This window comes from Burkholderia sp. HAN2018 (assembly GCF_024704855.1).
Taxonomy (GTDB): Bacteria; Pseudomonadota; Gammaproteobacteria; order Burkholderiales; family Burkholderiaceae; genus Burkholderia; species Burkholderia cepacia.
The window spans coordinates 17,566-42,700 of the sequence record NZ_QOBB01000046.1; the positions used below are offsets into that span (position 1 = coordinate 17,566).

Consider the following 25,135-nt stretch of genomic DNA (forward strand, 5'->3'; position numbering starts at 1 on the left):
GCATCCAAACGCGACACGCTCCCCACGTGCCGCAACGGGCTCAGGTCGTCGAACGCGCCGGCGTCGCGACCGGCGCTTTCGCGCCGGACGCTGCTTCGTCGGCCGACCACCCTCCGCCCAGTGCCGCGATCAACCCGACCGCCGCCAACTGCCGGCGCGTATTCAGTTCCAGCATCGCCACCTTCGTCTCGAGCTCGGTAGTCTGTGCGGTCACCACGTCGAGATAGCTGACGACGCCGTCCCGATAGCGCGACATCGACAACTGCAACGTGCGTTCGGCCGCGTCGAGCGCTTCCTGTTGACGATCGGCTTCGTCGCCGAGATGGTGCGTGAGTGCGAGGTTGTCTTCCACCTGCTGGCACGCGTCGAGTACCACCGCGCGGTATTTCGCGCCGTTCTCGGCCAGCTGCGCGTGCGCCTGGGCCGTGAGCGCCTGGCGGCGGCCGCCGTCGAACAGCGTGAGCGCGAGGCTGGGCCCGATCGACCAGATCTCGTTCGGCGCCCTGAGCCAATGGCCGAGCCCCGAACTCTGGTATCCGCCGATCAGCCCGAGCGTGATGTCGGGGAAGAACGCCGCGCGCACCACGCCGATCTGCGCGTTGGCGGCCGCCATGCGGCGTTCGGCGGCCGCGACGTCGGGCCGCCGTTGCAGCAGCGTGGCGGGAATGCCGGCCGGGATCGCGGGCAGATACGCCACGCTCAGGTCCGGCGCGAGCGCGAACGACGAGGCCGGTACGCCGGTGAGCGTCGCGATCGCGTGCTCGTACAGCGCGCGCCGTGCCCGCACGTCCTCGGCCGACGCGCGGGCCGAGTCGAGCTGCGTCTGCGCGCGAGAGACGTCGAGATCGGATGCGATGCCGCCCGCGTGCCGGCTCATCGTGAGTTTCAGCGCACGCTGGTACGTGTCGATCGTGTCGGACAGCAACTGCTGCTGCTGGTCGAGCCCGCGCAGGTTGAAGTACGCGTTCGCGAGGCTGGCCTGCAGGCTCAGCTGCACCGATGCGAGATCGTCGGCGCTGGCCTGCGCGTTCGCGCGCCCGGCCGCGACCTCGTTGCGCACCTTGCCCCACAGGTCGAGGTCGTAGTCGAAGCCGGCGTCGAGCGTGTTCGAGCCGTACACGTTCGGCTGGTTCGCGCCGCGCAGCGGGCGCGTGGCCGATTGCCGGTTGCTCGAGACCTGCGCGCCGAGGCCGATGGTCGGGAACAGCCCCGCGCGCGCCTGATCGAACAGCGCGCCGGCTTCGTCATGGCGGGCCACCGCGGCGGCCACGTCGGGGTTGGCGGCCGCCACCCGCGCTTCGAGCCGGTCGAGCACCGGATCGCGGAACGCCTTCCACCAGCCGTCGCGTGCGATGCGGTCGGCCGGCTGTGCCGGCTGCCAGCCGCCCGCTTCCTTGAATTGGGCAGGCAGCGTGGTCTGCGGCGGATGATAGACGGGCGCGAACGAGCAGGCGGAGAGGAACGCGATACTGGCGAGCATCGCGCAGAGCCGACGCGGGTTAGCCATTCGCACGCTCCGTGTCGCGCACGGCCGCCGCGACGGTGCCGGCCGGCGTCGCGAGCCGGACGCGGTCGCCCGCGGACAGCGAGTCGGGCGGGTTGTCGATCACGCGATCGTCGGGCGCGAGGCCGGTCGCGATCTGCACGTGCGTGCCGAGGTCGGTCGCGATCGTGACGGGCTTGAGCACCGCGCGATCGTCCTTGCCGACCACGGCGACCTGAAGGCCGGCCTGGCGGAAGATCAGCGAGCTGGCCGGAATCGTCAACGCGTGGCTGCTGCCGGCCGGCAGCGCGAAATGCACCTCGGTGTATTCGCCCGGAATCAGCTTGCCGTCGCGGTTGTCGACCATCAGCTGCACGAGCAGCGTGCCGGTCGAATTGGCGATCGAATCGTCGGTGTCGGCGAGCGTCGCATGGAAGGTCTCGTCCGGATGCTCGGGCACGGTCAGCGTCGCGCTCATGCCGGGGCGGATCGCGGCGGCCTCGTTCTGCGGCACGCTCACGTAGACGCGCATCCGGTGCACGTCGGACACGGCGAACAGTTCGGGGCCGGCGCCGCCGCCGGCCGAGATCAGCTGGCCGATGTCGGTCTTGCGCGCGGTGACGACGCCGTCGAACGGCGCGACGATGCGCTTGAACGCCTCCAGCGCGTCGAGACGCCGCACGTTGGCCTCGTTGGCCGCGACGATCGCCTGCTTGGCGGCGAGGTCGCTGGTCTTCTCGTCGGTTTCCTGCTGCGATACGGAATCCTGCGCGAGCATCCTGGTCCAGCGCGCGGCCGTGGACGCGGCCAGCTTCTCGTTGGCGAGCGAGCTCTGCAGGTCGGCGCGCGCCTGCTGAAGCTGCTGGTCGAGCTCGGGCGTGTCGATCAGGCCGAGCAGCTGGCCCGACTTCACGTGCGCGCCGATATCGGTGTACCACGCATGCAGGTAGCCCGACACCTGCGCATGGATCGGCGCGCTTTCGAACGCGGACAGGTGGCCGGGCAGCACGAGCGCGGCGCCGTCGCCGCCGGTCGTCGGCGTGTAGGCGACCACGGTTGGCACCGCCTGATCGGCGGACCATCGGGTCATTTCCTGTTTCGCGTGCGCGCGGCCTGCGATGCCGGCCGTCACGATGCCGACCGCGACCAGCGCGGCGATCGTGGCGACGAGCTTGAGGTTGGGCAGCCGTTTCGGCGACTTGATTTCGATCTCAGTGGACATGGGAAGCTCCGGACGCGGAAGGGAAGGAAGCGCGGGGTGCGTCGTGTTTCAGCGCATCGCGCCGATGCACGAGGCTGAACACGACGGGAACGAAGAACAGTGTCGCGATCGTCGCGCACGCGAGGCCGCCGATCACGGCGCGGCCGAGCGGCGCGTTCTGCTCGCCGCCGTCGCCGAGGCCGAGCGCCATCGGCGCCATGCCGATGATCATCGCGAGCGCGGTCATCAGCACGGGGCGAAAGCGCGTGAAGCCGGCTTCGAGCGCCGAGGCGAGCGCGTTGCCGGTTTCGGCGAGGCGCTCGCGCGCGAAGCTGACGACGAGGATCGCGTTCGCGGTGGCCACGCCCATGCACAGGATCGCGCCGGTGAGCGCGGGCACCGACATCGGTGTGTGCGTGGTGAACAGCATCCAGACGATGCCGGCCAGCGCCGCCGGCAGCGCGGAGACGATCACGAACGCATCGGCCCACGAGTGGAAGTTCACGACGATCAGCAGGTAGATCAGCACGATTGCGCCCGCCAGCCCGAGCAGCAGGCCGGTGAACGCGCTGTTCATGGTCTGCACCTGGCCGCGCAGCGTGACGGTCGAGCCCTTGGGCAGGTCCTTCGCGGTGGCCTTGACGATGCTGCCGATGTCGGCGGCGACGGCGCCGAGGTCGCGGCCCTGGGTGGTCGCGTAGATGTCGAACAGCGGTTCGATGTTGTAGTGCGACACCACCGCGTTGCCGACGCCGCGCGTGATCGTCGCGAGACCGCCGAGCAGCTGCGACTGGCCGTTCGCGCCGGTGACAGGCAGGTTCTGCAGCGCCGACAGCGTGGTCATCCGGTACTGAGGCGTCTGCGCGACGATCGGATAGGACACGCCGTTACGCGGATTGAGCCAGTAGGTCGGGTCGACCTGACTGGTGCCCGCGAGCGTCGCGACCACCGAGTTCGTCACGTCCTGCTCGGTGATGCCGAGCTGGTCGGCACGCGTCCGGTCGACCGCCACCGTGAACTGCGGATAGGTGCTGGCCTGCTGGATGCGCGGGTCGGCCACGCCGGCGATCAGGCGCAGCTTGCGGTACAGCTCGCGCGCATAAGCGAGGTTGGCCTGCTGGTTGGGGCCGGCCACCTGCAGGTCGACCGGGGCCGGTGCGCCGAAGTTGAGGATCTGGCTGACGATGTCGGCGGGCAGGAACGAGAACGTCGTGCCCGGATAGGCGCGCGGCAGGCGTTCGCGCAGCTCGCGCACGTAGTCGGCGGTCGGCGCGTGGTCGTGCGACAGCGAGATCAGGATGTCGCCGTCCTGCGGTCCGAGCGTGCCGCTGTTGTTGTAGGTCAGATTGATCCCGCTGTTCGGCAGGCCGATGTTGTCGACCACTTCGCGCAACTGCGCGGGCGGGATCACGCCGCGAATCGTGTTTTCGATACGGTCGAACTCGGCGGCGGTTTCCTCGACACGCGTGCCGACCGGCGCACGCACGTGCAGCGAGATCTCGCCCGAGTCGATCGTCGGGAAGAAGTTGCGGCCGAGCCACGGGACGAGCAGGAACGACGCGGCCACCACGCACAGGAACGCGACGACGAACGGCTTGCGGCGCGTGAGCGCGAGGCCCAGCAGGATCCGGTACGACGCGCGCACGGACTCGAAGCGGCGCTCGAATGCACGCTGGAAGCGCACCAGCGGATTGCGCGACGGCGGCGCGTCGTGCGCGCCGGCATGGCCTGCATGCGAATCCATGATCGCCGCGAGCTCGCCCGACGCATGGCCGGCCGACGCGTGCGGCTTGAGCAGGTATTGCGCGAGCATCGGCACGAAGGTGCGCGACAGCACGAACGACGACATCATCGAGAAGATCACCGCCTTCGCCATCGGCACGAACAGGAAACGCGAGATGCCGTCGAGCATCAGCATCGGCACGAACACGATGCAGATGCACAGCAGCGAGACGAGCGCCGGCATCACGATCTGTTTCGCGCCGTCGACGATCGCGGTGCGCGTGTCCTTGCCCTGTTCGAGGTGCCAGTTCACGTTCTCGATCGTCACCGTCGCGTCGTCGACCAGAATCCCGACCGCGAGCGCGAGGCCGCCGAGCGTCATCACGTTGAGTGTTTCGCCGGTCGCCGCGAGCAGCGCGATCGCCGAGAGCACGGCCAGCGGGATCGACGCGGCGATGATCAGCGTCGAGCGCCACGAGCCGAGGAACAGCAGGATCATCAGCGACGTCAGCGCGGCGGCGATGATGCCTTCGCGCGCCACGCCGCTGACGGCGCCGTTCACGAAGGTCGACTGGTCGCCCATCGTGACGAGCTTCAGGCCCGGCGGCAGCGTCTGTTCGACCAGCGGCAGCTTCGCCTTCACGCCCGCGATGATGTCGAGCGTCGATGCCGAGCCGTTCTTCAGGATACTCATCAGCACCGCGCGGCGGCCGTCCACGCGCACGATGTTGCCCTGCGGCGGGTAGCCGTCACGCACATGCGCGACGTCACGGATATAAATCGTCGTGCCGTCGACCGACTTGATCGGCAGGTCGTTCAACGCGTCGAGCGAGAGCGGGCTGTTGTTGAGCTTGATGTTGTATTCGAAGCGGCCGATCTTCTGCGTGCCGGCCGGGATGATCTGGTTCTGCTGCGCGAGCGCGTGCGCGACGTCCTGCGCCGACAGCCCTTTCGACTGCAGCGCCTGCGGGTCGAGGTCGATCTGCACTTCACGTGACTTGCCGCCGTACGGCGTCGGAATCGCGACACCGGGCACCGACAGCAGCTGCGGCCGAATGAAGTTGACCGCGTAATCCGCCAGCTTCTGTTCGTCGAGCGTGTTGCTGGTCAGCGCGATCTGCAGCACGGGGACGGTCGACGCGTTGTAGTTGAGGATTTGCGGCGGCGTGGTGCCGGGCGGCATCTGTTTGAGCACGGTCTGCGAGATCGACGTGACCTGCGCGGTCGCCGTGCGGATATCGACGGTCGGCTGGAAGAAGATCTTCACGATGCCGTAGCCGCGGAACGATTGTGACTCGATATGCTGGACATCGTTGACCGTCGTGCCGAGCGTGCGTTCGTAGTACGTGATCACGCGTCCGGACATGTCGTCCGGCTGCAGGCCGGCGTAGTTCCAGACGACGCTGATCACCGGAATGCGGATATCCGGGAAGATGTCGATGGGCGTGCGGAGTGCCGCGAGCGGACCCGCGATCAGGATCAGCAGCGCCAGCACGACGAACGTGTAGGGCCGGGTGAGCGCGAGCCGGACAATTTTCAGCATGGGGTGCTGCTCCGTTCAAAAGCGTCGTGAAGAAGAGCCGGATGCGCGCGGCTTCGGGAAAACACCGATACGCAGCCGATGACCGCATTCTGCGGAGCGGCCCCTAACAGCCGGTCGCTAAAAAGATGAAAGAAGTTTTAGGTGGCGGCGGCCGGATTCAGCCGAGCATGTAGCCCGAGCCGCGGATCGTGCGGATCAACGGTGCCGCACCCGGCCGGTTCACCTTCTTGCGCAGGCGGCCGACGTGGACGTCGATCAGGTTGGTGCCCGGATCGAAGCGGCAGCCCCACACCGCCTCGAAGATCATCGTGCGCGTGAGCACGCGGCCGGCGTGGCGCATCATGAATTCGAGCACGCGCAATTCGGTCGGCAGCAGCGCGAGCTCGCTCGCGCCGAGCGTGACGCGGCGCCGCACCAGGTCGAATGCGAGCTCGCCCGCGCGCAGGACCGTCTCGACCTGCGCGCCGCGCGGCCGGCGGCGGATCAGCACGTCGATGCGCGCGCACATCTCGTCGAGCGAGAACGGCTTGACGAGATAGTCGTCGCCGCCCGCGCGCAGCCCCTGGATGCGCTGGTCGACGTCGGACATCGCGCTCATCACGAGCACCGGCGTGTCGAGGCCGACGCCGCGCATCGTCGCGAGAATCGTGAGCCCGTCGAGATCCGGCAGCATGCGGTCGAGCGTCACGACGTCGTAGTCGGCACTCATCGCCCTGGCCATGCCGTCGCGGCCGGTGCGCGCGACGTCCACCTGGTGGCCGGCGGCGCGCAGCGTCTGGGTGATGTGATCCGCGATCAGCGGATCGTCTTCGATCGTCAGGATGTGGGGCATGGACGGAGCGGCCCGGGCGGAATCAGGCGGCGGCGCGCTCGGGCGCGCGATAGTGTTCGACCACGTAGTCGATGAAGCTGCGGACCTTGGTCGACAGATGGTTGCGGCTCGGGTAAAGCATCGAGATGCAGCGCGCGCCGCCGTTCACTTCGTAGCGTTCGAGCAGCGGCACCAGCGCGCCGCGTGCGAGATCGTCGGCGACGAGCGGGTGCGGCAATTGCGTGATGCCCATGTGATTGAGTGCCGCGATCCGCACCATCATGCTGCCGGTCGAGGCCAGTGCGTTGCCGGTGTAGACGCGGTAGGAACCGTCGACGTCCGAGAATTCCCAGCTGCGCGCGGTGCCGTTCGACACGGTCAGCAGGCTGTGTTCGTTCAGTTCGACGGGGTCGTTCGGCGTGCCGTGGCGCGCGAGGTACTCGGGTGACGCGACGACGACGTCGCGCACGCTCGTCAGCATCCGCGACACGAAGGTCGCGTTGACGAGGCGGCGATCGTCGCAGAAGCAGACGTCGTAGCCGCCCTCGACCATGTCGACGTGCGTGTCGAACGTGGTCACGTCGAACCGGACGCGCGGATGCCCGTCGCGATACGCCGACAGCAGCATGCCGAGGCCGGCCGCGACGGAGGTCGCCGACGCGGCGATCCGCAGCGTGCCGCGCGGGTCGCGCGTGACCTGCACGAGGTTCGATTCCATCTCGTCGAGCTTCTCGATGATCGAGCGGCAACCGTCGAGATATTCGCGGCCGGTCTCGGTGAGGGACAGGCTGCGGGTCGTCCGGTTCAGCAGTCGCATGTTCAGGTGCGCTTCGAGCATGCCGACGCTGCGCGTGACCGCGGCCGCCGACATCCCGAGCTGGCGCGCGGCGAGATTGAAACTCGACAACTCGACTACACGCGTGAACACGCGCATCGCTTGCAGTTGGTTCATGGTCCGCCGAAGGAAAGAATTGACCGTTCGCATGCGCCGCCGACGCATCGCTCGATGCGTGCCGCCGCGCGTGACCGGCAAGGTAGCGAGCCGATTATGGGATGCGGGCCGGCGCCGGACACTTAAAAAACGACGCGGAATGGATGAAATTTCGTTTAAGGAAGCGGCGGACGAGGCGGGGGATGAGGCGTGCGCGAGCGGGGCGGCATTCTCGCCTGACACTGCGATTCACTGAACACGCGTGTCGTCGAAGGTATCGACCCTGCCATCGAGATCGTCGTGCGTCGTGACGGCGAATACGCGATTGTCGCAACGGCAGTCAACCTAAAAATAAATTCATGAAGCTGCATCAAATCTTCAGGTGCGCGCGCGACGCGGCTGCCGATAATGGGCCGATACGAGTAGCCACGAGGAACGCAATAATGACGCAGCCGCTGAGTATCAAGATGATCCAGGAGCACGGCAAGCCGGTGGTGCTGGTGTCGGTCGAACGGGGCGCCGCGGTGCTCGATCCGGAGGACGTCGACGCGGTCATCCAGTATCTGAGCCTGTTGCGCGCGTCGATGCAGCCGGCCGTGCCCGAGATGCCGCCGCGCGCGCAGCAGTTCGTGACGGAGATGGACCCGTGCTGGTATGCGGAGCGCCATCCGCTGTACGGCGGCGCGGTGCTGTTGCTGCGGCACACGGGGCTCGGCTGGGCGAGTTTCGCGCTGCCGCCGCGGAGCCTCGAGCGTCTGCACGGGTCGCTCACGCAACTGCTCGAGGACGAGCAGATGGTGGTCAGCCTGCCGAACTGATTCGGCGCGTGGGTCGATCGCGCCGGCCGGGGCCCGCTTCCGGTACACGGGAAGCCGGCCCCTTCGCGCGATCGCCTAGAAGGTGTGGCGCAGCCCGATCCGGCCGACCGCCTGCCGGCCGCTCGACGACGGATCGAAGCCCGCGACCTGCGCGACGGCGCCGCCCGACGCCATCTGCAGTGCCGCGAGTGCATAGATCGCCGTGCGCTTCGACAGCTCGTACTCGGCGCTCGCGTTCAGTTGCCGGTAGTCGGGTTCCTGGCCGGTCGCATGGTCGCGGCCGGTCGTGTAGGTATAGCCGAGGCCGAAGTTGAGCTGGCTCGTGGCGGCGAGCGTGCCGGCGATCTCGTAGTTCTGGAACTTCACGTCCTGCGCGTCGTCACCTTGCTGGAAATCGACGTTGGTGAAGTTGCCCATCAGCTTGACGTTGCCGATCTGGTACGACGCGCCGGCCGCGAAGATGTTCTGGCTGCGCGCGTTCATGAGCGCGTCGCCGTACACCGCGTTCGTGTATCCGCCGCCGTTCTGGTAGCTCTGCACAGCCTGCTCCGGATCGTTGACGCGCAGGTAGCCGACGCCGGCCGAGAACGACCCGTTCGTGTACGCGAGCGCCGCGCTGTACGCGGCGTTGTCGGAGAAGCGGCCGGGCTGCCCGCCGAACGAGTAGAGCGCCTCGGCGGTGAAGCCGGCGATCGTCGGGCTCGTGTATTTCACGGCATTGCTGATCGCGAAACCGTTGTCGAGGTTGTCCATGTCGTTCGGGTGCGAGAAATACCAGCCCCCGTAATAGTCGTTCAGCGAATACGGCTCGATCAGGTCGACGATCGGATCCCACTGCCGGCCGAGCGTCAGCGTGCCCATGCGTTGGTCGGACAGCCCGACGTAAGCGTTGCGCGAGAACGCGAGGCCGCTGCCGAGCCCGCCGTTCGTGGAATTGAAGCCGCTTTCGAGATCGAAGATCGCGGCGAGCCCGCCACCGAGATCTTCCTTGCCGCGCAGCCCCCAGCGGCTGCCGGCGCTGACGCCGCTCGCCATCTGCCACAGGTGCTGGCCGTCGACGTTCGACGCGAAGTCGATCCCGGTGTCGATGACGCCGTACAGCGTGACGCTGCTTTGCGCATGCGCGTGGGAGAACAGGCCGCAGCAGGCGAGTGCGCACGTCATGCGCAGCAGCCGTGTCGTTTTATTCATGGATGAAGGTCTCGAACGTAGGTTGACGGATATTGTTCGCAGTCCTTGTTTAAAGGGCTGGTCGTCGAGAATATAGCTGCGTCAAAAGCGTGCGGATCGGCAATTCAGTCTTTCAGTTTTTGCGTTGGTTTCGTGCCTGTGGGCGGTCGACAACGCGGGTGTTGGGCGCTGTGGGTTGTTCGCTTCGGGGTGGGGGCTTGGGGGGATGACTCCGCGCTTCGCAACGTGACCGACATTGACGACATCGATGCGCAGCGCGCCAGCGTTTGAATATGCCCGGATCTGGAGGCTCCCGGTCGACGATGGCCTGCGAGCTATTTTCAGATCAGGCGCAATTTTCAGCAAAATAATAATTCATCCCGATCCGGATTTTGAATGATTGGCGGGTTTGATCCAATTCAAATATCAATCGACGAATCAAATTATTGAGCAATGTAGGCGGCCATTCCGGTGGCTTCCGAACGCGAAATGCCGGGATCGATCATTCACGATCGTCAAACGCCAGAATCCGCGTTACGTCAGGGTTGAAGGGCGAAGAAACCAGGAATGGATGATTCGATGCCGCGAATCAAATGATTATCAATGACGGACGTTTATTTTTCCGGTTTTTGCGGATAAGGTTCGACTCGGTGAAAGTGATTTGTCAGGAAGTGCGGCGATTGATCATTGCTTGCCGCGGTTTCATTCGACCGCCGCTTTCGCCGATCAGCATGCGCGACGACGCGTCGACAGGAATCTCTTCGCGGAATCCTGCGACGGGCTCGATGTGCGCATATCCGTTTCGACATTCATGCCATGAGAGGGCTCATGAACAAGAACATCCGCAGATACGTTGCTTCCGTCATGCCACGCGCGCTGGCCGGTGCGGCACTGCTGGTCGCGGCGGCCGGTGCGCACGCGCACGGCCGTTTGACCGAACCGCCTTCGCGCATCGTGCTGTGCACGCAAGGCCAGAATCCGAACTGCCCTGTCGACGCGTGGCACGCTAACGCGATGGAGAACGGCAAGTTCTTCCCCGCGACGCAAAGCGGCCTGTCGGATCCGTTCGCGCCGGACGACGCGAAGAATGCCGCACCACCGAAGGACGGCGAAATCGCCGGCGCCAGCACGAATGGCCCGCTGCCCGTGCTGAACGAGCAGTCGCCGGGCCGCTGGCAGAAGATCCCGCTACGGCCGGGCGCGGTGCAGAATTTCAAATGGGAATTCAGCGCCGTGCACAAGACGCGTCGCTGGAACTACTTCATTACACGCGCCGACTGGAACCCGTCGGAAAAGCTCACGCGCGCGCAGTTCGAGCCCACGCCGTTCTGCACGATCCAGAATCCCGGCCAGCCATACTGGAACCCGAACGCGAACCTGGTGCCCCAGCAGCCGACCATTCACGCGTGCCGGCTGCCGATGCGTAGCGGCTACCACGTCATCCTTGCAGTCTGGGAAGTCGCGGATACGGCGATGGCGTTCTATCAGGTCGTCGACGCGATCTTCACCAATGGCGATACGACACGCAGCCCGTTCTGATCCGGCCGCGACATGACGCGCCCGGCGCGTCATGAGTTGAAGAACCCGTGTGAGGGATGCGGTGAGCGTCACTGACACGGCAACCGGCTTACCCGGCGACCACCTGGTTGCGGCCTTGATGCTTCGCGCGGTACAGGCGTTCGTCGGCCTTGCGCAGGATCGCGTCGATCGTCTCGCCGTCCCGGCCGAATTCGGAGGCGCCGACACTCACGGTGACCTTGATCGGTTCGCCGATGCCAGCTTCGAACGGCGCGCCGGCGATTGCCGCGCGGATGCGCTCGCCGATCGACCGGGCCGTGTCCAGCGCGGCTTGCGGCAGCAGCACCATGAATTCCTCGCCGCCTACCCGCGCGACGCCATCGTACGGCCGGATCGCATCGGTGCATTTGTCGACGAAGCGTTGCAACACCTGATCGCCCGCCTGATGCCCGTAACTGTCGTTGATCGCCTTGAAGTGGTCGAGGTCGAGCGCGAGCAGCGAGAACGGCGCGCCGTTGCGCTTGGCCCGGTTGATTTCCGCTTCCACGCTTTCGATGAATTGCCGCCGGTTGGTCGCGCCCGTGAGCGGGTCCGTGGCCGCCAGGTGTTCGAGCTTTTCGTTGGTCCGTTGCAGCGCCTGCAACGCACGCTCCGTCCTGGCCATCGCGTCCCTCAACCGGGCAAACAGTTCTGCCTGGCTGTAGATCTTCGAAAACGAACGGGTCGTTTGAAAGGCCTGCACCACGCCGAAACTGAGCAGGAAGAAGCCGGCTGCGAAAATCGCATGCGCGAGCCACCACATGTGATTCCACGGCCGCCCGAGGATGAAGGCGAGCGACGAGAGTGCGAACGACGTGACCGAAATGCCGTAGATCGTCATCAGTGGCGAGCGGATGCGGCGTACGACCAGTGCAACGACGTTCACGGCCGAGAGCAGCAGTGCGCCGCCTTCCATCGACAGGCGCACCCACAGGTGGCCGGCCACCGGCGAGAAGGCGATCACGGCGACCGCGACGTCGACGAGTCCGAACAGCGCGAGCCAGGGCAACCAGATGCGGGGATCGGCGCGGGTCGTTGCGCTGTCGGCCTTGTGACTATAGGTGAGCTGCCCGACAAGGATCAGGATCGACATGGTCAGGCGCGATGCCGGCCCGTACAGCAGGAACAGCCAGATGTTGTGATGCGCCATGCCGGTGAACAGGCCGTGCAACGCATAGATGACGGAAAAGCCCAGAAAGCCCAGCGTAAGCCAGCGAAGCAACGGCTCACCCGACAGGCGATAGCAGCGCCAGCAGACATACGTGACGAACGCGCCTTCGAGCGTGGCGGCCGCGATCGCCAGCTCGTGAAAGGCGTGATTCTCGAATTTCAGCGACGGGTCCTGGAAGAAGTACAGGTAGGCGATCAGATAGGCGGGCAGCAGCGCGAAGCCGACCAGCAGGAGCCTCGCGTACACCCGGGTGACCAGTTGGGCGGTGCGGGTCGACGCTTGGGGGGCGAGATCGACAGTCATGTTCGGCCTCCGGGTTCGGTGGATGCATCAAGGACGGCTACGTGACGTCATCGCGGGTCGGCAGCCAATACGATGAAGCCAGATCGCGTCGCCTGAATTTCGTTGTTTTGAACAATCAGCCAAATGGCTGCGGGATATCCGGTTAAATTATCGAATGGCGATAATTGCAATATGGCAATGCGATCGCGTGAATATTTCTGGTTTCGATATGGGTGAAAATACTCGATTCAAAGGTTGATGCCTGACGATTATGTAGTATAACCAATCGAAACGCAGGCGTCGGATTGAAGCATCACTACATCGGCCGTCGAAAGACCGGTATCCGCCGCCGCGCGGCAGGCACGCTATCCCAAGCCTGCGTGACGGCTTCACGTACCGCCTGCATCGCGCTTGTGACGGGCATCCGGTCTTGCGCGAAAGTGGCGTGTACATGCTTCACCAGCATAGACCGAAGTCGCAGTTTTTTCCGTCGTAGATATAAAAACAAAATCAATATCGAAATTTGTCTTCGGACGGCAATTTGTAAGGTTGATTTCTCTTGAATTCGACCTGGGCGGAGCGTTGTCAATCGAAAGTGGAAGCCACCGGGTGGAGGAGTCGAAAGGCTGATCTGATCACGATGCTGATTCGGTAGTCCGTATCAATGGTGCAGACGCTTGCCGTCCGCATGACGTGGCGGGTTTTCGTTACGCCCGTGTGGACGGAGCGCGTCTTCCTGAAATCTTACCCGGCATGTATCGCGTGAAAGACCGATGCCGGCAATGCGTAAAACGCGATGAGGGCGTGAACATGAAGAGCAACCGATCCGGAATCATGCAGCGATCGACCTTGAAGGGCGCGCTGGCGCTTCTGCTGGCATGGTCGTCCTTCGGCACCGGCACCGGCACCGCCGGTGCAGCCGGGACGGGTACCGGCACGGCGCCGGCATTCGTTTATAGCCCGTACAAGGACGCGACGATTTCGATGAACTGGAACACGAACGTCATCTCGTCGAACGTCACCGGTCAGATGCGCCCGGTGCTGTCGGTGCTGCCAGCCGGTGTCCGTACGCTGACGCTCGCGTTTGCGACCGGCGAATGCGGCAGCGAGAACTGGGCGGGCGTCGACGGCGGCGCGATGGCGGCCGCCAACGTGCCGCTTTTCACTGCTGCCAATGTGAATTACGTGATTTCCACCGGCGGCGCGGCCGGCATGTTCACGTGCGGGTCGGATGCGGGCATGGCGGCCTTCATCAATCGTTATGCATCGAGCAACCTCATCGGGATCGACTTCGATATCGAGGGCGGGCAGACACAACAGGTGATCGACGATCTCGTCCGGCGCGTGGCGGTCGCCCAGCAGAATTATCCCGGCCTGCGCTTCAGCTTTACGCTCGCGACACTGGCCCCTTCCCAGCAGGGCGCGACCACGGCCGGCTCCTGGGGCGCCAGCGCCCCCGACAGCTTCAACGTGTACGGAGACTGGGTCATGCAGGCGATCCAGGCGTACGGCCTGAAGAACTACACCATCGACCTGATGACGATGGACTACGGGTCGGCGGGGGCCGGGAACTGCGTGGTCGCGAACGGCACCTGCCAGATGGGACAGTCGGCGATCCAGGCGGCGATGAACCTGCACGATCACTGGGGCGTACCGTACAGCCAGATCGAGCTGACGCCGATGATCGGCGGCAACGATGTGAGCGGCGAAACCTTTACGCCGGCGGATGCGGACACCGTTGCGCAGTTCGTGAAACAGAATGGCCTCGTGGGTGTCCACTTCTGGTCGTTCGACCGTGACGTCGATTGTCCGCCCGGCGCCGCATCGTCGACGTGCAACTCCATCGGCGGCGTCGGTACGCTCGGTTATACGAACCGGTTTGCCAACGACCTCGCGCCCGGCAATTGAACGAAGCGGGGGCAGCGCGCCGGATCGGTGTCGGCTTCCGCGTCGACCGTACCTTCAGGCCGCGGCGGATCGCCCTTTCGGCTCGGCGAGGTGTGCCAGCCCGAGGCCCTCGAGCACCTGCGCCTGAATCGATGCCGCTTGGGCGTTGAGGGCGTCAGCGCCGAATGACTCGCCCACGATCAAACGCGGCGGGCGAGTACCGTTGGCTTGTGCGACAAGCTGCACGATCGCGTCGGCGACGTCGTGCGGGTTCGGCGCGTGGTCGCTCGCGAACAGCGCCATGAGCGTCTCCACCATCTTGTCCGGAATCGCACCGGCCTCGCCGTAGCCGGGTACGCGCGCGGCGTCGGCGGGCCGCTGCGCGCTGGCGAAAATATTCGTCGGATAGTTGCTGGGTTGAACGAGAACGACGGCGATGCCCGACGTCGACAACTCGTAGCGGTAGCTGTCGGTCAACGCTTCGAGCGCGAACTTCGATGCGCCATAGAGACCGAAGAACGGAAACGTCACGCGGCCGAGTATCGAGCCGATGTTCACGATCAGGCCTTCGCCCTGTTTCCTGAAGGTCGGCAGTACCGCCCTCGACGTTCGCTGGATGCCGAATACATTCACGTCGAAGAGCGCCTGTACCTGCTGTGTCGTGAACGCCTCGGAAATACCCGCTGATCCGATACCTGCGTTGTTGACGAGGACGTCGAGATGCCCGGCATTTTCCAGCACGGAAGCCACGCCTCGCTCGACGGACGCATCGTCCGCCACATCCAGTTCGATGACGTGCATGCCTTTCGCTTGAAGGGCATCGGCATGCGGCCGGTTTCGGCCGGCGATGTCGCGCATCGACGCGAATACCCGGTGCCCGGCCGCCGAGAGCCCTTCTGCAGTGTCGCGGCCGAAGCCGCTGCTGGCGCCGGTTATCAGAATAGTTTTGGACATGTCGAGTGTGTTCCAGCAAAACAAGGTTGGAGAGCCGCAACCGAATCAGCGCGAGCATGTCCGGCGCGGTCGAGATGAAATGGGCGACGTCATTGGAGAACTCTTCGCCGCATTGCGGTGCAGTCTAGGTTTTTCACGGAAAGCGGGCTATAGTCGCAAATGACATTAATGGATGCGTTTACGACATGAGATTGTCCATTCTGGCGCTCGAAGGGCTGTTCGACACCGGCCTGACGGTGCTTTTGGATACCTTCGCGATGGCCAACGAACTGGCTGCCGCTCAGGGCTTTGCCGCGCCGCCCTTCGACGTCGGAGTGGTCGGCGTACGCAGACGCGTCCGTACCGCGCACGGACTGTCCATGCTGGCGGAGCCCGCAAGCAGCGCACGCCATGCCGACTGGGTGGTCGTGCCCGCGCCTGGCATCAGGCAGCCGGAGCGCCTGATCGAGGCGCTGGAGCGTCCGGACGTGCGCGATGCAATGGCGCACCTTCGGGCGTGGCATGCCGATGGCGTCGGCGTCGCCGCCGCTTGCATCGGTACGTTCGTGCTGGCGGAAGCCGGGCTTCTGGATCATCGCCAGGCGACGACCACCTGGTCGCTCTCGCCCTTCTTTCGTCAACGTTATCCTGCGGTCGATCTGAACGATTCACGCATGGTCGTCGCCGCGGATCGCCTGGTGACGGCGGGATCGGCCATGGGCCATCTCGACCTTGCGCTGTGGTTGCTGCGTCAGGCGAGTCCCGAACTGGCCACGCTCGTTGCCCGTTTCATGCTGATCGACAAGCGTTCGTCGCAGGCCGAATACATCATTCCGGATTACCTTGCCCATGCGGATCCGCTGGTCGCTCGATTCGAGCGATGGGCGCGCGAGCATCTTTCCACGGGTTTTTCGCTTCAGGCGGCGGCGGCCGCATTGGCCGTTGGACCGCGCACGCTGCAGCGCCGTACCGAGGCGGTACTTGGGAAGTCGCCATTGGCGTTCGTCCAGGATCTGCGCATCGAACGGGCGCAGAATCTCGTGTCGATGGGTTACGACCTGGAGACGATTGCAAGCGAGGTCGGCTACGCGGATGCGGCGACGTTGCGGGCCTTGTTGCGTCGCAGGCTCGGCCGTGGGGTGCGGGAATTGCGTGCCAGCAATCGGTAGCGTCCGGTCTTGAAAAGCGGCGTGCCGTACGCGGCGAATGCCGAGCCAAGGGGCCGTGGGCGCCGCCGGAACGGCACTAGCGCCTGCCGGCGCGCCCGTGAACACCCGTCAGTTCGACCATGAAATCCAGGAACGCCCGGGTCTTGGCCGGCACGTGATGCCGGGATGGGTAGTACGCATATAACGGATACCGCTCGTCGGCCCACTCGGGAAAGAGATTGATCAACCGGCCGTCGGCGATCAGCGGCTCGGCACCGAGCAGCAGCATCTGCGCAATGCCGGAACCGGCGAGGCACGCGCTGAGCAGGGCGCCCGGATCGTTGACCGTGAGGCGCCCCCGGGTGTCGACCACGATGCGTTTGCGCCGGCGATGGAATTCCCAGGCGAACGGCTTGCCTGTCTCCGGGTTGCGAAATTCAAGGCATCGGTGGCTCCGGCTTTCGAGGTCCTCGGGTTTGGCCGGCCGGCCCCGGCGAGCGATGTACGAGGGCGCCGCGACCGTCACGACGCCGGTATCGAGCAGCTTTCTCGCAATCAGGCTGGACGATCGCGGTTCGCCGAATCGCACGGCGAGGTCGAAGCCGTCCATGACGAGGTCGCCCAGGCTGTCTCGCGCGATGAGCTCGATTTCGAGGTCGGGATGCGCGTCCATGAACGCATCGAGTTGTTGCCCGAGAATGGCCCGGTAAACGACGGGATCCAGATTGATTCGCAGCTTTCCGCGCACGACGGAGGCGCCGCCTGCGGCCGCCGCGGCCGCTTCCTCCAGCCCGGCAAGATGCGGCATGACCTGCTCGTAAAACCTGCGGCCCTCTTCGGTCAGCGACACCGACCGCGTCGTTCGATTGAAAAGCCGGATGTTCAACCTTCTTTCCAGTCGTGCAATCGCTCGACTGACGCCCGGCGGCGTCATGCCTATTACGTCGGCCGCAGCCGCAAACGTTCCGGCATCGACCACGGCGGCGAACACGCTAATGCTGCCGGACAGTTTCTCGCTACTGGATCTCATGGTTGTTCGAGTGCATACGGTGGCGGATCGCGGGCGACCCGCTGAAGGCCGCTACGCCGACGCCGGACAGCGCAGCAATGCCGGTCGTCTGCGTCGATCATGCCGAATTAGTGACGCGTTGTCACTTATCTGCTTCCATCCATGTCGTTTTGTTTCGCTCGATGTTTGGCCAGAATGCGACCGACGTATTCACACACGGAGAACGAACATGTATGCGATAACAGGAATCACCGGCAAGGTCGGCGGCGCATTGGCCAGCGAGCTGCTGGCGGCGGGGCGGCCGGTGCGCGCGGTCGCGCGCGACACGACGCGGGCAGGGGCGTGGGCGGCGCGCGGGTGCGAGATTGCGACTGCCTTCATGGAAGACCCATCGTCGCTCGCCGCCGCGTTCACGGGCGCTGCGGGCGTTTTCATCCTGCCGCCTTCGGAGTTCGATCCGGAGCCCGGGTTTCCCGAGGCGCGGAAGGTGATCGAGGCCGTGTCCGCGGCGCTTCTGAAGGCGCGCCCTGAAAAGGTCGTTTGCCTGTCGACGATCGGTGCACAGGCTGACGAGCCCAATCTGCTCACGCAACGCACGCTGATGGAACAGGCGCTGCGCGAGATGCCGATGCCCGTGACGTTCCTGCGGCCCGGCTGGTTCATGGAGAACGCCGCGTGGGACGTCGCGTCCGCGCGCGACGAGGGCGTCGTCGCCAGCTACCTGCAGCCGCTCGACAAGCCCGTGCCGATGGTCGCCACCGCGGACGTAGGTCGCGTTGCGGCCGAACTGCTCCAGCAGACCTGGCGCGGTGTGCGTGTCGTCGAGCTCGAGGGCCCGCGCCGCGTGAGCCCCGACGATCTTGCACTCGCCTTCGCTCGCGTTCTGGGCCGGCAGGTGCGCGCAGAAGGCGTCGACAGGCGAACGTGGGAAGCGCTGTTCCGTGCGCAGGGCATGAAACATCCACTACCCCGCATGCGCATGCTGGACGGCTTCAACGAAGGCTGGATCGATTTCGAAAGTAATCCGGAAGAAATCGTGCGTGGTCGCATCGCACTGGATACGGTTCTCGGCGAGCTTGTGTCGCGTGCGGTCTGAATGAATTCGGTGGGCGGCGTGTGGCGCGTTGGTGCTACGCGCCAACGATGCATCGTCGCGGTCGAACGACTGCCGGATTCCATGTCGATCGGGTGTCGCGATTGTCGCTATTAATGTCATTTGTGACTATGGATCAGACCTCGTCGCGAGTCTAGACTGCGAAGCGTTTCCGGCATCCGCAGATCTCTGCTGCACCTTCTGTACGACAAGGCCAATCCGATGACATTTTCGCCAGAACTTCACCTGCTGACGCTCACCGCACTCGCAACGCTGCTGATGTGGATTCCGTACATGCTGGCCAGGATCATGACGCGTGGCCTGATGGCGGCCCTGAACAATCCCGATCCGTCCCGTCCGCCCGATCCGCCGTGGGCGGAACGCGCACGGAGCGCGCATGCGAACGCGATCGAGAATCTCGCCGTGTTCGCCCCGCTCGTGCTGATGTGCGCAATGACGGGGGCGAGCGGCCCGGCGACGGTGTTCGCGGCCAAGCTCTATCTCGGTGCCCGGTTGGTTCACTACGTGGTCTACGCCGCCGGCATTCCCGTTGTTCGCACGATCGCCTTCCTGGCCGGCTTCGCGGCGACGCTCACGTTCGCTGTTGCGTTGCTCGGACACGCGAGCTGACCCCCACGCACTTGCGTTTCACTTGCCTGCTTACTTCAGAGGTCACCATGAAATCGACTCCCGGCAACATCCTCGACACGATCGGCAACACGTCACTCGTCCCGTTGCGAAACGTTGTCCCGAAGAACGGCGCACGCCTTTTCGTCAAGCTCGAAAGCCAGAATCCAACCGGCAGCATGAAAGATCGGATCGCGCTCGAGATGATCGAAGCTCCCGAGCGGGATGGGCGTCTGAAGCCCGGCGGCGCAGTGGTCGAATACACCGGCGGCAGCACGGGTGTGTCGCTGGCGCTGGTGTGTGCCGTCAAGCGGCATCCGCTGCATCTGGTTTCATCGGATGCGTTCTCGAAGGAAAAGCTGGATCACATGCGCCTGCTGGGCGCGAAGCTGACGCTCGTCGCCAGCGACAACGGCAAGCAAACCGAGAAGCTGACGAAGGACATGATTCGCGAAGCGCATCGAATTGCCGGCGAGACGGGCGCATACATCACGGCGCAGATGGAAAACACCGATCAGCTCAACGCCTATACGAAGATGGCCGACGAGATCTGGGAGCAGACGGGCGGCCGCCTCGACGGCTTCGTCCAGAGCGTCGGCACGGCTGCGTCGCTGCGCGGGATCTCGCGGCGCTTGCGCGAACACGATGCACGCATTCGGATCGCCGGTGTGGAGCCGGCCGAATCCGCGGTACTGTCGGGCGGCCCTACCGGCGCGCACAAGATCGACGGGATCGGCGCGGGTTATGTCGTGCCGCTTTGGCGCGACGGGATTGCTGACGAGCTCGAGCGTGTCTCCACGGAGGAGGCGAGAGCCATGGCGTTCCGACTGGCTGCCGAAGAGGGGTTGTTCTGCGGTACGTCGACCGGAGCCAACGTAACTGGCGCATTGCGACTCGCCGAACGGCTTGGCCCGGACGCCACGATCGTGACGATCATGTGCGACACCGGCATGAAGTACCTGAAGTCGTTCGCGCCAACGACGGGCTGACGGCCATTGGTCGTAGCCGCATCGTTTTGCACCGGGACCGGTTTCGTCTGGCGCAGCAGGTGAACGGCGATCAACGCGACCGGCACGACGCCGATGATCCGGTGGCGGGCATGGCGCCGTGCTGGCGGGAAGGCCTCGGGTTCACTCACGTCCGCGTCACGCACGGATGATGCATCGCTCTACTGGATGACATGAAAGGATTCCTGATAATAAAGCGGTGGAGCGAATGAAAAGGGACGGCGTCTGCGACGCGGCCGTCTACCGTTGATCGACAACCGACCGGTGCCGCATCGGGATGCGCGAGCGTGTGCGACGGCGGACAGTCGTTACGGTTGGTCGGCAGCAGTGTGTCGGCTTCGGCATCGATCGGTTGCTGGCGGACTTCGGCGCGCATGAGCGACGCCGGCGTGGATGGTGCGAAAGTCTGCGTGCCGAACGGCAGGGTCGGTGCCTGTTATGAACCAATACGAATCCGGCCATTGGCGGATTTGACCCGTGACATATTCAGGGTGGCGCGCAGGTGACGTTTGTTTCACCGCGCGGTTCTTGTCGGGGCTATTGGAGCCATTTCGATCATCATGACCCGATTAAACGATTAAGAACACGTAATTGAATCAATCGCGCGGAAAGTTACGCTTTACTTTTCAGCATGAAAAAATGTGTGATTGAGTAACATTGGTTGCGTCTATTTTTAATATCAGGCGGGCATTTTCAGGCGCAGCATAATTCGGATCGGCGACGTACAATTCGCTGCGAAACGGTAATGCCGTGAAAAATGCGCCATTTCCCCAAAGCCCCTCGAACCCGGCTGGTTTTCTCTTGATCGCCATTGGCATGGTTGCCGGGCACCGCTGGCGCCTGTTGCGAACGCCGACAGCAGCCCGAATGCAGAATGACCCACAACCGATACGACAGCTCGCCCCGACGCATGGCGACCGTCATCGACACCAAGGAAGCAAGATGCCGACATTCCAGGTGATGTTGAAGATGGCACTCTACGTTTCGCTGGTCCTGGCCACGCCAGGCCCGACAAATACCTTGTTGCTGTCCTCGGGAATCAAGGTCGGCTTCCGGCAATCGTCGCGACTCCTGGTTGCGGAGGCATCGGGCTACGGCTTCGCGATATCACTGTGGGGTTTCTTCCTGGCGACCTTCGCGGCCACGCGGCCCTGGCTTTACGATGTGCTGAAGCTGGGGAGTTCGGCCTACATCTTCTATCTCGCCCTGCAGCTATGGAAAAGCCCGCACCTTGAGGGCATCCGGTCGGGCACCATCGGCTTTCGCGACATGTTCGTCGCGACGACCATGAACCCGAAGGCGTTGTTGTTCGCCACGGCGATCTTTCCCCCGCAGGCTTTCGTATCGGTTCCGTTCTATCTCTGCTCGATCGCGGTCTTTACGGCGCTTGCCGTGACGATCGGTTCGATGTGGCTTGTCGTCGGCGGCGTCCTGACGGCGCGCCGGTCGCTGGCCACCCATACCGGAACGCTGCTTCGCGGCGCGTCGGTCGTGCTGGCGATGTTCGCGGGCACGCTGGCGTTTTCCGTACTCAATCGCTAAGGCCTGTCGGGCAGCACCCCTCCCATCGCCGGGAGCAGGTCAAGTTCGCCGAAATGCGCAAGGGTCGACATCATTGTTTCGCAAATGGTGGCGACCTTATTCGTTTCCCGTTAATTGGGTAGTTCATTTATCGTTTTCATACAATAAATGGGTGTGTTGTCTAAAAATGAAATGGTTGATTTTTAAAAATGTAAATACTCATCCATAAAATATCTCGACGATATTTTATGGATTGAATATTTCTTTGGAGTAATGAAAATTGATATGAAACTTTACGAGGTGTGCCGTCGTGAACGCTGTTAAGGTGTATCGGACAGGTTACGCGAACGGTATGGAAAATTTCGGAAGGCTGAAGTCTCATGTGCATTCGATGCGTTAATGGCAATTTCCGCATCGGCAAGCCAATCCATTCATGACGCGTTACCGGACGATTTACGAGTTCAGCTCGATCAGGCGGCACCATCCCTTCAGGTTTCAAATCCTATGAGAACCGTGTCATGAGCAACCCGATCAAGAATATCGTCATCGTGGGCGGCGGCACCGCGGGCTGGATGGCCGCTTCGTACCTCGTCCGGGCGCTCCAGCAGCACACGAGCATTACGCTCGTCGAGTCCGCGGCGATCCCCCGGATCGGCGTGGGCGAGGCGACGATCCCAAGTTTGCAGAAGGTGTTCTTCGACTTCCTCGGGATACCGGAGCGGGAGTGGATGCCCCAGGTGAACGGCGCGTTCAAGGCCGCCATCAAGTTCGTGAACTGGAGGAAGTCCCCGGAGCGCTCGCGCGACGATCACTTCTACCACTTGTTCGGCACCGTGCCGAACTGCGACGGTGTACCGCTTACCCACTACTGGATGCGCAAGCGCGAACAGGGTTTCCAGCAGCCGATGGAGTACGCGTGCTACCCGCAGCCCGGGGCGCTCGACGCCAAGCTCGCACCGTGCCTGTCCGACGGTACCCGCCAGATGTCCCACGCGTGGCACTTCGATGCGCACCTGGTAGCCGACTTCCTGAAGCGCTGGGCCATCGAGCGCGGGGTGAAACAGGTGATCGACGAGGTCGAGCAGGTTCACCTGAACGAACGCGGCTACATCGCCAGCCTGTCCACCAAGGAAGGGCGCACGCTGGAGGCGGACCTGTTCATCGACTGCTCCGGCATGCGGGGGCTGCTGATCAACCAGGCGCTGAAAGAGCCCTTCATCGACATGTCCGACTACCTGCTGTGCGATAGCGCGGTCGCCAGCGCCGTGCCGAACGCCGATGCGCGAGTGGGAGTCGAGCCGTACACCTCAGCGATCGCCATGAATGCGGGGTGGACCTGGAAGATTCCGATGCTGGGCCGGTTCGGCAGCGGCTACGTCTTCTCGAGCAAGTTCACGTCGCGCGACCAGGCCACCGCCGACTTCCTCAACCTCTGGGGCCTGTCGGACAAGCAGCCGCTCAACCAGATCAAGTTCCGGGTCGGGCGCAACGGGCGGGCGTGGGTCAACAACTGCGTCGCGATCGGGCTGTCGTCGTGCTTCCTGGAGCCGCTGGAATCGACGGGAATCTACTTCATCTACGCGGCGCTTTATCAGCTCGTGAAGCACTTCCCCGATACCTCGTTCGACCCGCGGCTGGCGGACGCATTCAACGCCGAGATCGTCCACATGTTCGACGACTGCCGGGATTTCGTCCAGGCGCACTATTTCACGTCGTCGCGCGACGACACGCCGTTCTGGCTCGCGAACCGGCACGACCTGCGCCTCTCGGATGCCATCAAGGAGAAGGTTCAGCGCTACAAGGCAGGATTGCCGCTGACCACCACGTCGTTCGACGATTCCACGTATTACGAAACGTTCGACTACGAATTCAGGAACTTCTGGTTGAACGGAAACTACTACTGCATCTTTGCGGGCTTGGGGCTACTGCCCGACCGGTCGCTGCCGCTCTTGCAGCACCGGCCGGAGTCGATCGACAAGGCCGAGGCGATGTTCGCCCGCATCCGGCGCGAGGCCGAGCGTCTGCGGACGAGCCTGCCGACGAACTACGACTACCTGCGGTCGCTGCGCGACGGCGGCGCGGGGCTGTCTCGCAGCCAGCCCGGGCCGACGCTCGCGGCGCCGGAAATCCTGTAGTGGAGCGCACCCTGGACCGTGCATGCGCATTCGCGGCGACGCACGCCGCGGTGGCGGCTTGCGATCCGCTGCGGGCGCGGGCACTCGTTCTGCAACTGCCGGGCCTGAACCGTCAGAAGGACGTGCCCGGCATCGTCGGCCTGTTGCGCGAGTTCCTCCCGGTGCGCGGCGTGCCCGCCGACTGGGGCTTCGTCGAAGCCGCCGCCGCGATGCGGGACATCGGGTTCTTCCTGGGCTCGCTCAAGCGGCACGGCCACGAGCCCGTGGACGCGGTGCCCGGGCTCGAGCCGGTGCTGCTCGACCTGGCGCGCGTGACCGGCCTGCCGCCGCGCGAGACGCTCCTGCACGTGACGGTCTGGAACCCCGCGGCGGCCGACGCGCAGCGGAGCTACACCGGGCTGCGCGACGAAGCGCACCTGCTCGAGAGCGTGCGTATCTCGATGGCGGCGCTCGAGGCGGCCATCGGGATGACCGTCGAACTGTACGACGTGCCCCTGCGGTCGCCGTCGTTCGCCGAAGGGTGCGACGAGCTGGCGGACTATCTCCACAAGATGGTCGAATCGATCGTTTACGCCTACCGCTATATCTCGGTGCAGGTCTTCTACGACGAGCTTCGCCCGTACTACGAACCGATTCGGGTCGGGGGCCGGAGCTACCTCGGCCCCGGTGCGGTGGAAATGCCGCTCTTCGTGCTGGAGCACGTGCTGTGGGGGTCGCAATCGGACCACCCGGGTTATCGGGAGTTCAAGGAGACGTACCTGCCCTACGTGCTTCCCGCATTCGGGGCGATCTACGCGCGGTTCGCCGGGGCGCCGTCGCTCGTCGACCGCGTGCTCGACGAGGTGCAGGCGACCGGCGCGCGGGGCGAGCCCGTCGTGGCCGGGCTGGCCGCCCTCGACCGGGTCTTCGAGATCCTGCTGCGCTTCCGCGCGCCGCACGTCAAATTGGCGGAGCGGGCGTACGAGGTCGGGCGAAGCGGCCCGACGATCGGCAGCGGGGGGTACGCGCCCAGCATGCTCGGCGATCTGCTCACGCTCACGCGTGCCGTGCGGTCCCGCCTTCGCGCCGCGCTCGACGAGCCCTGAC

The 25,135-nt window shown here is 64.5% G+C and carries 21 protein-coding genes; 10 read left to right on the plus strand and 11 right to left on the minus strand.

What is annotated here, in order from left to right:
• Positions 1–40: 40 nt before the first annotated feature.
• The 5 genes from DPV74_RS14685 to DPV74_RS14705 all read right to left on the minus strand — a co-directional run bounded on the left by DPV74_RS14685 (position 41) and on the right by DPV74_RS14705 (position 7,712).
• On the minus strand, positions 41–1,507 hold the full coding sequence (locus DPV74_RS14685) for an efflux transporter outer membrane subunit (protein ID WP_119337456.1): 1,467 nt from the start codon (positions 1,505–1,507) through the stop codon (positions 41–43).
• The gene (locus DPV74_RS14690; RefSeq protein ID WP_119337457.1) at positions 1,500–2,705 is read right to left on the minus strand and encodes an efflux RND transporter periplasmic adaptor subunit; all 1,206 of its coding nucleotides are present in this window, start codon (positions 2,703–2,705) and stop codon (positions 1,500–1,502) included. The genes DPV74_RS14685 and DPV74_RS14690 overlap by 8 nt, the downstream gene beginning before the upstream one ends.
• Entirely contained in the window at positions 2,695–5,949 is a 3,255-nt protein-coding gene (locus tag DPV74_RS14695; RefSeq protein WP_060174503.1) for an efflux RND transporter permease subunit, read from the minus strand. Before DPV74_RS14695 ends, DPV74_RS14690 begins: the two co-directional genes overlap by 11 nt.
• 157 nt (positions 5,950–6,106) lie before the next feature.
• Positions 6,107–6,781 carry a response regulator transcription factor gene (locus DPV74_RS14700; protein WP_119337458.1) on the minus strand — a complete coding sequence of 225 codons (675 nt, stop codon included), beginning with the start codon at positions 6,779–6,781 and terminating at the stop codon, positions 6,107–6,109.
• Positions 6,782–6,803: 22 nt separating this feature from the next.
• The gene (locus tag DPV74_RS14705; RefSeq protein ID WP_027792894.1) at positions 6,804–7,712 is read right to left on the minus strand and encodes a LysR family transcriptional regulator; all 909 of its coding nucleotides are present in this window, start codon (positions 7,710–7,712) and stop codon (positions 6,804–6,806) included.
• 422 nt (positions 7,713–8,134) lie between these two features.
• Here DPV74_RS14705 and DPV74_RS14710 point away from each other — a divergent pair, with 422 nt between their 5' ends.
• Positions 8,135–8,509, plus strand: coding sequence for a hypothetical protein (locus DPV74_RS14710; protein ID WP_027792893.1), 375 nt, complete (start codon positions 8,135–8,137; stop codon positions 8,507–8,509).
• Between the two features lie 75 nt (positions 8,510–8,584).
• Here the strand turns inward: DPV74_RS14710 and DPV74_RS14715 are convergent, their stop codons facing one another.
• Positions 8,585–9,673: a porin gene (locus tag DPV74_RS14715; protein ID WP_162923041.1), complete on the minus strand. Its 1,089-nt coding sequence runs from the start codon at positions 9,671–9,673 to the stop codon at positions 8,585–8,587.
• Positions 9,674–10,543: 870 nt separating this feature from the next.
• On the opposite strand from DPV74_RS14715, the gene DPV74_RS14720 reads away from it, so the two are divergent.
• Positions 10,544–11,218 (plus strand): lytic polysaccharide monooxygenase auxiliary activity family 9 protein, encoded by a 675-nt coding sequence (locus tag DPV74_RS14720; RefSeq protein ID WP_059699683.1) that lies wholly within the window; start codon positions 10,544–10,546, stop codon positions 11,216–11,218.
• Between the two features lie 88 nt (positions 11,219–11,306).
• On the opposite strand, the gene DPV74_RS14725 is transcribed toward DPV74_RS14720, so the two are convergent.
• Entirely contained in the window at positions 11,307–12,710 is a 1,404-nt protein-coding gene (locus tag DPV74_RS14725; protein ID WP_060084757.1) for a GGDEF domain-containing protein, read from the minus strand.
• Positions 12,711–13,523: 813 nt separating this feature from the next.
• Here DPV74_RS14725 and DPV74_RS14730 point away from each other — a divergent pair.
• A complete protein-coding gene (locus tag DPV74_RS14730; protein ID WP_257943092.1) occupies positions 13,524–14,597 on the plus strand; it encodes a chitinase in 1,074 nt (357 codons plus the stop codon).
• A 54-nt stretch (positions 14,598–14,651) separates the two neighbouring features.
• Here DPV74_RS14730 and DPV74_RS14735 read toward each other — a convergent pair whose 3' ends face one another.
• A complete protein-coding gene (locus tag DPV74_RS14735) occupies positions 14,652–15,530 on the minus strand; it encodes an SDR family oxidoreductase (protein WP_119337460.1) in 879 nt (292 codons plus the stop codon).
• A 185-nt stretch (positions 15,531–15,715) separates the two neighbouring features.
• Between DPV74_RS14735 and DPV74_RS14740 the strand changes: the two genes are divergently transcribed.
• On the plus strand, positions 15,716–16,678 hold the full coding sequence (locus DPV74_RS14740) for a GlxA family transcriptional regulator (protein ID WP_119337461.1): 963 nt from the start codon (positions 15,716–15,718) through the stop codon (positions 16,676–16,678).
• Positions 16,679–16,754: 76 nt separating this feature from the next.
• Here DPV74_RS14740 and DPV74_RS14745 read toward each other — a convergent pair whose 3' ends face one another.
• Positions 16,755–17,687: a LysR family transcriptional regulator gene (locus tag DPV74_RS14745; protein WP_119337462.1), complete on the minus strand. Its 933-nt coding sequence runs from the start codon at positions 17,685–17,687 to the stop codon at positions 16,755–16,757.
• Positions 17,688–17,895: 208 nt separating this feature from the next.
• On the opposite strand from DPV74_RS14745, the gene DPV74_RS14750 reads away from it, so the two are divergent.
• From DPV74_RS14750 to DPV74_RS14760, 3 genes are all read left to right on the plus strand, one after another.
• Positions 17,896–18,762, plus strand: a complete 867-nt coding sequence (locus DPV74_RS14750) for an NmrA family NAD(P)-binding protein (protein WP_059699618.1) — start codon at positions 17,896–17,898, stop codon at positions 18,760–18,762.
• A 219-nt stretch (positions 18,763–18,981) separates the two neighbouring features.
• Positions 18,982–19,389 carry an MAPEG family protein gene (locus tag DPV74_RS14755; protein ID WP_119337463.1) on the plus strand — a complete coding sequence of 136 codons (408 nt, stop codon included), beginning with the start codon at positions 18,982–18,984 and terminating at the stop codon, positions 19,387–19,389.
• A 47-nt stretch (positions 19,390–19,436) separates the two neighbouring features.
• Positions 19,437–20,375 (plus strand): PLP-dependent cysteine synthase family protein, encoded by a 939-nt coding sequence (locus tag DPV74_RS14760; protein WP_060084751.1) that lies wholly within the window; start codon positions 19,437–19,439, stop codon positions 20,373–20,375.
• Positions 20,376–20,520: 145 nt separating this feature from the next.
• On the opposite strand, the gene DPV74_RS14765 is transcribed toward DPV74_RS14760, so the two are convergent.
• Complete coding sequence (locus DPV74_RS14765; RefSeq protein WP_162923039.1) at positions 20,521–20,769, minus strand: hypothetical protein; 249 nt, start codon at positions 20,767–20,769, stop codon at positions 20,521–20,523.
• A 250-nt stretch (positions 20,770–21,019) separates the two neighbouring features.
• Positions 21,020–21,205 (minus strand): hypothetical protein, encoded by a 186-nt coding sequence (locus DPV74_RS14770; protein ID WP_162923040.1) that lies wholly within the window; start codon positions 21,203–21,205, stop codon positions 21,020–21,022.
• Between the two features lie 130 nt (positions 21,206–21,335).
• On the opposite strand from DPV74_RS14770, the gene DPV74_RS14775 reads away from it, so the two are divergent.
• The 3 genes from DPV74_RS14775 (at position 21,336) to DPV74_RS14785 (ending at position 25,134) form a co-directional block, all read left to right on the plus strand.
• Positions 21,336–21,935: a LysE family translocator gene (locus DPV74_RS14775; RefSeq protein WP_027792883.1), complete on the plus strand. Its 600-nt coding sequence runs from the start codon at positions 21,336–21,338 to the stop codon at positions 21,933–21,935.
• A 497-nt stretch (positions 21,936–22,432) separates the two neighbouring features.
• A complete protein-coding gene (locus tag DPV74_RS14780) occupies positions 22,433–24,049 on the plus strand; it encodes a tryptophan halogenase family protein (RefSeq protein WP_060357110.1) in 1,617 nt (538 codons plus the stop codon).
• Positions 24,049–25,134, plus strand: a complete 1,086-nt coding sequence (locus DPV74_RS14785; protein ID WP_060357109.1) for a monodechloroaminopyrrolnitrin synthase PrnB family protein — start codon at positions 24,049–24,051, stop codon at positions 25,132–25,134. The genes DPV74_RS14780 and DPV74_RS14785 overlap by 1 nt, the downstream gene beginning before the upstream one ends.
• Position 25,135: the final 1 nt, after the last annotated feature.